The following is a 1,342-nucleotide window of genomic DNA, read 5'->3' as shown; positions in this document are numbered from 1 at the left end:
GGCCAGGTCGTGTCGGGGCAGGCCGTGGGCGGCGAGGAAGTTCTCGACGGCGGTGGCGGGGTCGCCGCCGTCGGTGGGGTGCCACTGCCAGCGGGCGCGTTCGACGCGGCGGCCCCGGCAGGGTGGGGGCGCGGCCGGGGGGTCGTACGGTGACGGATCGACCACCGTCCGTGGGAGCGCTTCCACGACGTCTGGTTGGTGGTGGCTCATCCGTTCAGCGGATTTCCCACGGACCACGCACACTTCCGCTCGATGCACCATGCGTTTGCTTGGTACTGTGCGTCACTGGTCATGTGAACCATGACACAGTGCCCCCACAGTCCGGAGAACCCGATGTGCCAGCACCAACCCACCTGTCCCTCCGCCGAAGCCACCGACCGGGAAGCTGCCAAGGTCATCGCCTGCTTCCGTGAACAGGGCTGGAGCCTGCTCTGCAACGGCGTCATCGTTTTCGAGGACACCGGCGAGCTGCTGCCCGACGGCAGCAGCATCGCACCGCACCGCGGCCCCGCCCGACACGCCCTCGCCGCCTGACCTGGTCACGATCCGTCACGACTCTTCCCGCGTCGACCCAGGCTAGTCCCCACCAGGGGGGCCGTCACGACCAGGTCGACGCGACGCCGGGGCGGCAGCGACCGCCCCGGCGCGGCTGCCGTCAGCTCTCGTACGCCTGCGGCGACGGACACGAGCAGACCAGATTCCGGTCGCCGTACCCGCCGTCGACCCGACGCACCGGCGGCCAGTACTTCCCCGCCCGGTCCACGCCGCCCGGGTAGCCGGCCACCGACCTCGGGTACGCGTGCGGCCACTCGTCACCGGCCACCATCGCCGCCGTGTGCGGCGCGTTCGCCAGGGGGTTGTCCCCGGCCGGCCAGCGTCCCGCCGCCACCTCGTCGATCTCCGCCCGGATGGCGATCATCGCGTCGCAGAACCGGTCCAGCTCGGCCAGGTCCTCGCTCTCGGTCGGCTCCACCATCAGCGTCCCCGCCACCGGGAACGACATCGTCGGCGCGTGGAACCCGTAGTCGATCAACCGCTTGGCCACGTCGTCGACACTCACACCGGTCGTCTTCGTCAACGGCCGCAGGTCCAGGATGCACTCGTGGGCCACCAGGCCCTTGTTGCCCGCGTACAGCACCGGGAAGTGCTCCCGCAGCCGCGCCGCCACGTAGTTGGCCGCCAGCACCGCCACCCCGGTGGCGCGGGCCAGCCCGTCGGCACCCATCATCCGCAGGTACACCCACGGGATCGGCAGGATGCCCGCCGACCCGTACCGGGCCGCCGAGATCGCCGGCCGCCCGTCCACCGGCGCGCCACCGGGGTCACCGGGCAGGAACGGCGC

The 1,342-nt window shown here is 72.0% G+C and carries 1 protein-coding gene and 2 pseudogenes; 1 reads left to right on the top strand and 2 read right to left on the bottom strand.

The features are described from left to right. Positions 1-186 (bottom strand): annotated as a pseudogene (locus tag EYA84_RS31890) (anthranilate synthase component I family protein); the annotation flags it as partial. Positions 187-333: 147 nt separating this feature from the next. Here EYA84_RS31890 and EYA84_RS31885 point away from each other — a divergent pair. Next, the gene (locus tag EYA84_RS31885) at positions 334-534 is read left to right on the top strand and encodes a DUF5999 family protein (protein ID WP_131057861.1); all 201 of its coding nucleotides are present in this window, start codon (positions 334-336) and stop codon (positions 532-534) included. Positions 535-655: 121 nt separating this feature from the next. Here the strand turns inward: EYA84_RS31885 and EYA84_RS31880 are convergent. Continuing rightward, positions 656-1,342, bottom strand: a pseudogene (locus EYA84_RS31880) (glycine dehydrogenase (aminomethyl-transferring)); the annotation flags it as partial.

The organism is Verrucosispora sp. SN26_14.1, assembly GCF_004307965.1.
Taxonomy (GTDB): domain Bacteria; phylum Actinomycetota; class Actinomycetes; order Mycobacteriales; family Micromonosporaceae; genus Micromonospora.
Note: the sequence above shows the minus strand (reverse complement) of the source record. Positions and strands in the feature narration are given on the sequence as shown.

What these genes read in the sequence shown, in the direction of transcription:
- EYA84_RS31885 (WP_131057861.1), top strand. Translation starts at nt 334, where the DNA reads ATGTGCCAGCACCAACCCACCTGTCCCTCCGCCGAAGCCACCGACCGG.